General features: G+C 61.8%; 7 protein-coding genes and 1 pseudogene. 2 read left to right on the forward strand and 6 right to left on the reverse strand.

What is annotated here, in order from left to right; translation table 11 throughout:
* Window positions 1–67: 67 nt before the first annotated feature.
* From AC07VG_RS11620 to AC07VG_RS11645, 6 genes are all read right to left on the reverse strand, one after another.
* Window positions 68–1,324 carry an FAD-dependent oxidoreductase gene (locus AC07VG_RS11620; protein WP_495021112.1) on the reverse strand — a complete coding sequence of 419 codons (1,257 nt, stop codon included), beginning with the start codon at window positions 1,322–1,324 and terminating at the stop codon, window positions 68–70.
* On the reverse strand, window positions 1,321–1,557 hold the full coding sequence (locus AC07VG_RS11625) for a 2Fe-2S iron-sulfur cluster-binding protein (protein WP_495001683.1): 237 nt from the start codon (window positions 1,555–1,557) through the stop codon (window positions 1,321–1,323). Before AC07VG_RS11625 ends, AC07VG_RS11620 begins: the two co-directional genes overlap by 4 nt.
* Window positions 1,550–2,665, reverse strand: a complete 1,116-nt coding sequence (locus AC07VG_RS11630; protein WP_495021113.1) for an NAD(P)/FAD-dependent oxidoreductase — start codon at window positions 2,663–2,665, stop codon at window positions 1,550–1,552. Before AC07VG_RS11630 ends, AC07VG_RS11625 begins: the two co-directional genes overlap by 8 nt.
* The gene (locus tag AC07VG_RS11635; RefSeq protein WP_495001685.1) at window positions 2,662–3,594 is read right to left on the reverse strand and encodes a 4-hydroxyproline epimerase; all 933 of its coding nucleotides are present in this window, start codon (window positions 3,592–3,594) and stop codon (window positions 2,662–2,664) included. Before AC07VG_RS11635 ends, AC07VG_RS11630 begins: the two co-directional genes overlap by 4 nt.
* Window positions 3,595–3,709: 115 nt before the next feature.
* Entirely contained in the window at window positions 3,710–4,381 is a 672-nt protein-coding gene (locus tag AC07VG_RS11640; RefSeq protein WP_495001686.1) for a GntR family transcriptional regulator, read from the reverse strand.
* 279 nt (window positions 4,382–4,660) lie between these two features.
* Window positions 4,661–5,599 (reverse strand): LysR family transcriptional regulator, encoded by a 939-nt coding sequence (locus tag AC07VG_RS11645; protein ID WP_495021114.1) that lies wholly within the window; start codon window positions 5,597–5,599, stop codon window positions 4,661–4,663.
* A gap of 199 nt (window positions 5,600–5,798) precedes the next feature.
* Between AC07VG_RS11645 and AC07VG_RS11650 the strand changes: the two genes are divergently transcribed.
* Complete coding sequence (locus AC07VG_RS11650; protein ID WP_495021115.1) at window positions 5,799–6,674, forward strand: LysR family transcriptional regulator; 876 nt, start codon at window positions 5,799–5,801, stop codon at window positions 6,672–6,674.
* A gap of 359 nt (window positions 6,675–7,033) precedes the next feature.
* Window positions 7,034–7,236, forward strand: a pseudogene (locus tag AC07VG_RS11655) (pirin family protein); the annotation flags it as partial.

Here is a 7,236-nt window from a genome sequence, read left to right on the forward strand (position 1 = left end):
GCAGTCTGGGGGCGATCTTGCCGATCATAGAGGCTCGGCGCCGGGCCCGGAAGCCCCGGGCCGGCATTCAGGCCGGCGGCGAGACGTCCAGGCACAGCAAGGTCTCGATCCGCGCCGGGCTGAAGGGCGGGCGCGGTACCGAGGGTTGCCAACCGAACAGCTGCTGCACGGCGGCGCCACAGATCCGGCCCTGGCAGGCGCCCATCCCGCAGCGGCTGGCCAGTTTGGCTTCGCGCCAGTCGCTGTGCGTTACCAGTGCGGAGTAAGGCACATCCTCGCAGCGACACACCAGGGTGTCGGCCTGGGCCAGCGACTTGAGTTGTGGCTTGAGGCGGAAGGCATGGTTCAAGACCTTGGCAAAACCCTGCCAGCGTGCCCGCAGCGGCCATAACGCCTGGGCCTGCGGACGCTCACCAACCGCCGCGTGCCCGGCAATCGCGCCTTCGACCAAGGCCAGTTCACTGCCGCCAAAACCGCTGCATTCGCCTGCCGCATAGTGATCGACGCGGCTGCCGGCTTGCCAGGTATCGACCGCCAGTGCCTGGCCATCGAGTGCGTAGCCCAGCGCCTGGCCGAGCTGCGTGTTGGGGATCAGGCCGAAGCCGCAGGCCAGGCGATCGCAGGCCAGCTCGACGATTTTACCCTGCTGTTGCAGGCGTACGCCTTCCAGTCGGTCGCTGCCCAGGGCGGCGAGTACATGGCTGCCGGTTCGATAATGAGGGTCGAACAGGCTGAACGACTGCAGCAGTTTGTCCGGCCAGCGCGGCAACTGCGCGGCAAAGCCGGCGATGGCGCTGGTGCTTGCCTGCTCAGCGATACGCAGCACCCGGGCGCCGTTGTGCTTGGCCGTCGCGGCGCTGGCCAGCAGCAAGGGGCCGCTGCCGGCAATCACCAGACGCTCCTCTCGCACCGGCAGACCGCCCTTGATCAGCGCCTGGAGTCCGCCGACGCCGGTCACGCCGGGCAAGGTCCAGCCCGGGAAGGGCAGCAGCAACTCACGGGCGCCGGTACACAAGATCAGTTTGTCGTAACGGATGATCCAACCGCGCTCATCATCCTCGAGCAGCAGCTGTTTCGGCCCGACACAGGCGATCACCCGGGTGCTGGCATGGCGCTGGATATTGCCGCAACGCTCCAGTTGCTCACGCAGACGACGGGCCTGGTTCGGTAGCTTGGCCTGGGGCCCGTCGCGCCAGATCTGTCCGCCCGGCAGAGGGTTGTCGTCGAGGATCACGATACGCGCGGCGCTTGGCGCGGCGGCGAGTGCGGCGGCCATGCCGGCGGGGCCGGCACCGATGATCAGCAGATCGGCGTAGTCGCTCATGGGTGGGTCTCCACCTGCATGCCGTCACGGCACAGCGTTTGGCAGGCGAGGCGCCGGCGGCCGTCGATGTTCACCCGGCATTCCTGGCAAATGCCCATGCCGCACAACGGTGCGCGGCGTTGGCCACTGACTGCGGTTCGCGTGCAGCCGTCACCGGCCAGGGCCAGTGCTGCGGCGACGCTGGTGCCTTCGGCAACTTTCAGGGCACGGCCGTCCAGCATCAATTCAGGCATAAACAGGCTCCCCGAGAAAACGTTGTGGCAAATAAGGTTGTGCGGCCAGCGCGGGTGTTTCGTCGAACAGTTGCGCCACCAGCAGGTCGGCGGTGCCGGGTGCCGTGGTGACCCCCAGGCCTTCGTGACCGACGGCGAGCCACAAGCCTTGCCGTTGCGGGTGCTGGCCCACCAGCGGCAAGCCGTCGGGGCTGGCGGCGCGAAAGCCGGTCCAGGCGCGGATGCCATTGAGTTGCGCCAGCCCGGGCATGTATTCGGTGGCACGTCTGAGCATCCTGGCGAGCATCCAGCCTTCGACCTGCGGGTCAGTGGTGCCGAATTGCCGCGAGGCGCCGATAAACAGCTGCCCGGTCGGGCGTGGCTGGATATTGCAGGCAACCGAAGGGCCACTGGCGTTGTGGGCGCTGGTGACATAACCCAGTTCCACCAGGGTATGGGTGACTTTGCCGGGGTAGCGGTCGGTGATCAGCAAGTGGCCTTTTTTCGCCACGATCGGCAATTCCGGGCACAGCTCGCTGGCCTGCACGCCGTTGGCCAGAATCACGGCATCGGCGCTCAGCCAGTGACCGTCATCGAGGCGCACGCGGTTGCCCTCGACTTCACTGACCCGTGCCCGGCGTTGACTAATATTCACGGTATCGAGCATCCAGCGGGCGGTTGCCGGGGCATAGAGAATACCGTCGCCATTGATCAGCAACCCGCCCTCCAGGCCTTCGCGCAATTCGGGTTCGCGCTGGCGCAAGGCGCTGCTGCCGATCAACTCGCAGGCCACACCCCGGGCCTGCAGGTTCAGGTATTTGCTTTGGGCGACGGCCATTTCTTCGGCATTGGCCGCCAGCCACAAGGTACCGTTGCTGCGGTAGGCGCAGCCGTCGGGTAGCTCCGCTGCCGTTTCGCGCCAGCGTTGCAGGGAGTATTGACTCAGTGCCAGCTCGGCAGGGTTGTCGTCGAGCACCAGCAGATGGCCCATGCCCGCCGCCGTCGCCCCGGGCAGGCCGGCATCCAGCACCAGGACCTGCAAGCCGCGTCGGGCCAGCGCCTGGGCACAGGCGGCGCCGACGATGCCGGCGCCGATCACGATCACATCGGCCACCCGGCCCACGTTCACGGGCGAATGCCCCAGGCGAACGGGTCGTCCTGTTCGATGATCAGGCTGGTTTCGGCGCTGATAAAGGCGCGGCCACGAATGGTTGGCACAATGCGTTCGCCCTGTCGTTCGTAGGAGCCCTCGAACTCACTGCCGATAACGCTGGCCTGACGCCAGATCTGCCCCGGCTGCAATTTGTCGTCGGCCGCCAGGCACGCCAGCTTGGCACTGGTGCCCGTGCCGCAAGGGGAGCGGTCGTAGGCCTTGCCGGGACAGAGGACGAAGTTGCGGCTGTCGGCGCGCGGGTCATCGGCGAACAGCTCGATATGATCGATCAGCCCGCCATCTTCACCACGAATACCCTGGGCCTCGAGGGCTTGCTGGACGGCGAAGGTATAGGCGGTCAGTGCCTCGAGATTGTCGCCGGCAATGTCCAGACCATGCTCGGCGATCAGGAAAAACCAGTTGCCGCCCCAGGCGACATCGCCAATAACCTGGCCGATGCCCGGTACCTCCAGCGCCAGGGCTTTTTGGTAACGATAGGCGGGGACATTACGCACGCTCACCGAATGGTCTTCGTGCAACGTCGCCTGCACCGTGCCCACTGGCGTCTCGATGCTGTGGGTGCCGGGGCCGATCTTGCCCAGGTGCGCCAGCGAGGCCACCAGGCCGATGGTGCCGTGGCCGCACATGCCGAGGTAACCGCTGTTGTTGAAGAAAATCACCCCGGCACAGGCATTCGGGTCCACCGGTTCACAGAGCAGCGCGCCGACCAGCACATCGCTGCCACGGGGTTCGAGCACGCAGGCCGCGCGCCACGGGTCATGTTCTTCGGCCAGGCGCTGGCGCCGCTCGGCCATGCTGCCGTTGCCCAGGTCAGGAAAACCGGCGATCACCAGGCGGGTGGGTTCGCCGCCGGTGTGGGAGTCGATCACGCTGATGCGTTTCATGGGAGGGCCACGTCCGTTCAGATAAGTGAAGGGAAGAGTGGCCTGTGGAGGGGGGTGTCGGCTTGAGGGATTTAGCCGGTGCCGATGACGAAATTGGCACAGTGCATTGCGCTGCTCAGTGGCTGTGGGGCAAGTGTTCGAACAGGGTCTTGCAGACGCCGGCGATATGCGCGTCGAGCAGTTTCACCGCGAGGTCCACATTGCCGGCGCGACAGGCCGCGAGAATTTCCCGGTGTTCGTGGTCGGCGCGCTCCTTGCCGGCGGAAAGGCTCATCTGCATGCGCAGGTAGCGTTCCAGCTTGTCGTTGACCGAGCGGATCAGGCCCACCAGAAATGGGCGTTGCGCCGGTTCGTAGAGGCAGGCGTGCAGTTCCCAGTTGAGCTCGGCCCAGCGGCCCACGTCATCTTCGCCGATAAATTCCTGGCAGATGCGTTCGGCGCGGGCGAAGGTTTCCTCGGTCATGTTCGGAATCGCCAGGCGCAGCACCTTGTCTTCCAGCAGCATGCGCACTTCGAACATCTGCGCCAGTTCCGCATCGGACACCCGGGTGACCATTGCCCCGCGATTGCGTTGGAACATCACCAGGCCTTCGGCCTCCAGGCGCTTGAGGGCTTCGCGCACCGGAATCTTGCTGACGTTGAACTGGCGGGCGATATCGTCCTGGCGAATCGGTTCGTCCTCGGCGAAATGCCCGGCGACGATAGCGTCGCGCAGATGCCGGGTGATGATTTCCGAGGTCGACGGTGAATTGCCGAGATCGGGGGCGTTGAGTTTTGGTAGGGCCACGGTTCTGATCGTTCGAGATGATTTGTGCAGATGGTATACGAAATCTTATGGCTGCTGGGGAGGGAGTGCGTCATGGACTTTTGAATGGGTGAAATTTTGATAAAGCCAGGTTCGGGACAAACTCGGGTTATTAAAAATAACTGACCCATTCATGGCCATGACTCCGTGACACATTCCCGAAAGAAGAGAAAACAACATGCTGATTGAACAATGCATCTAGCCATCAAGGCGTAGTGCTCGCCGAGCGCAACGCATAAGCGCGGGGCGCAGGTACCTTTATCAGGAGACCCTTTCAATGATGATGCTTCGTTCCTGGAGGCTTTGGGGCAAATGGAGGCTCAGGTAGTCGATCAGGCTGCGAACCGAGGGCAACATCCCCTTCGGCTTGGGGTAGAGCAGATGGATGATTCGTGTCGCGCCGGTCCAGGAGGGGGTGACGACTTCCAAGGCCTTTGCGCGAACCGAGGCGGCGGCAATGGGCTCCGGCAACAAAGCCACGCCCAACCCATTGACAGCGGCTTCCAACTGCATGCGCAGATCATCGCAGATGAGGCGGGGCTGATGGCTGAGCAGTAGCTCCTCATCGGATGAGCTGTGCAGGAGCCAGCGACCGACGCCATCCTGGATGTCACCAGGGCGTGAAATCGTTTCGATTGTTGACAGGGCCTTGATAGTGGCAGGCCGCCCCACCCGATCAAGAAAGCGCGGGCTCGCCACCAGGATCTGCCTGGTAACCTCCAATTCCTTGGCGACCAACCCAGCCGTTTGTTCAATCCGGGAGCGTGATCGCAAGGCCACGTCGAAACGCTCTTCAAAGAGGTCGACTGCTCGATCTACCGCATTCAATTCAAGCCGCACCCTCGGATATTTGTCCATGTAACCCGGTAGCAGGGGGGCCAGATAACTTTGCGCCATGACCTGGGGGCAGCTCAACCGTACCAAGCCGACGGGTTCACGTTGCAGATGCTCCACGCTTTCATAGGCGGTGTGCGCCCCTTCGACAACGGGTTGGCTGAGCGTAAAAAAATGCTGACCCGCTTCGGTCAGTGAAACCTGGCGGGTGGTGCGATGCAACAGTCTCGCTCCCATTCGCTTTTCCAGATGCGCGACATGACGACTGAGCAAGGTTTTTTCAATGCCCGTTGCCCGTGACGCTGCCGAGAACCCTCCATGTTTGACCACCAGTACAAAATAATAAAGGTCATTAAGGTCTTTCATGCAGTTGACGCTCTCCTGCGGGGGGCCAACAACCGTCAACGGAACCTGGCGCTGTACTGATTGGGGATTGAGGCGGGTGGAAGGGTTTCGAAGGCTATCCATGGTTCTTCAGGACCTGATGTGGCTATCATTGATCAAACTGAATACGGGATAAACTGGCGATAATTGAAATGACTGATCCACTGATGGAGTAATCGGTATGGAGTTTCTGAACGACATGGCGTTGTTCGTCGAGGTCGTCAAAGCCCGCAGCTTCCGCAGAGCTGCGGAAGCGATGGAAATGCCGAATTCGACCTTGTCACGACGCATCAGCGTGCTTGAGAAGGCCATTGGTTTGAGGTTGTTGCATCGCACCACGCGCAAGATCGAGTTGACCGAGGCGGGGCAGTTGTACTTTGACCGGTGCAAGCGAATCGTTGAGGAGGCGAGGCTGGCGCACGAGCAACTGGGTGAAATGCTCGCGCATCCAAGCGGCCTTTTGCGTGCGTCGCTACCGGTGGATTTCGCCAATATTTACCTGGCGCCGCTCATCGCCGAGTTTGCCCGACGGTATCCTGGTATCAACTTTGAGTTCGACCTCACACCACGCCAGGTTGACCTGATGAGCGAACCCGTCGATGTGGTGATCCGCATGGGGGAGCCGGTTGATTCGAATCTGATTGCCCGCAAGCTGGCGAGTCTCTCCCGTCGTCTATATGCCTCGCCTCGCTATCTGGAGCTCAATGGCGCGCCCAGTGCCCCGTCCGAGTTGCTCAACCACGAATGCCTGCGACTGAAAAAAGCTGGCAAGTGGCAGCTCTCCCAATCAGGTGAAGTGATTGAGATCGAGGTGGGGGGACGGTTTCAGCTCAATAGCGTCGGAATGCTCCGGCGTTTGGCGACCCTGGATCTGGGTATCGCCGTGCTGCCCGAAGGCATTGCCGCTGAGGACCTGCGCAACGGCGCGTTGCAAGCTGTGCTACCCCAATGGCAGCTTAATCCGATCCCGGTGTATGCCTTGACTGAAACCCGCCTTTTGCCGGCAAAGACTCAACGTTTCATTGAGTTTCTGCGCGAGCAACTTGAGCCGACTTGACTGTCTTGCTCCAGCACATCGTCGAGTATATGTCGCCAGACCCGTCCAGGTGCTGCTCCAGCGTGTCTTCAATTCTGGCATAGCGCCCAATAGCCGATGGCTTGTCATCCCCTTCCGAACCTATCGCCTTGATTGGTGCATGAGCACAACAGTCCTTGGTGATTTTCTCGTCTAGTCAGTGCCGGACCTCTCATTTATGTTTTGGTGATTAGATAAATCAGACGAGCCTTATGGTGCTGCAAAACAAATACTTCAGAACGCTGACCGGCTTGGTTCCGTGCACGGCGTACCAACGCAGCCCATACGCCGTACCGATCATCGCGCGTTGAACGCCATCACTCGCTCCAGAGGCTGCCTTCATGTCTGTTGTTATCGTCCAGCTTAATCGCGCCAACCAGGGCGTCCATTTCCGGGGTTACGGTCTGCGTACCAAGGCAGAGTTGATCTCACCCTTCATCGGGGTCGACCACTACTGGATGAGCGCACCGACCTTTGCGCCCCATCAGCATGCTGGTATTTCGGCGGTGTCCTATCTGCTGCCCGATTCCGAGACGGGTATGGC

The sequence above is a fragment of the Pseudomonas sp. GW821-FHT03C07 genome, from assembly GCF_059420925.1.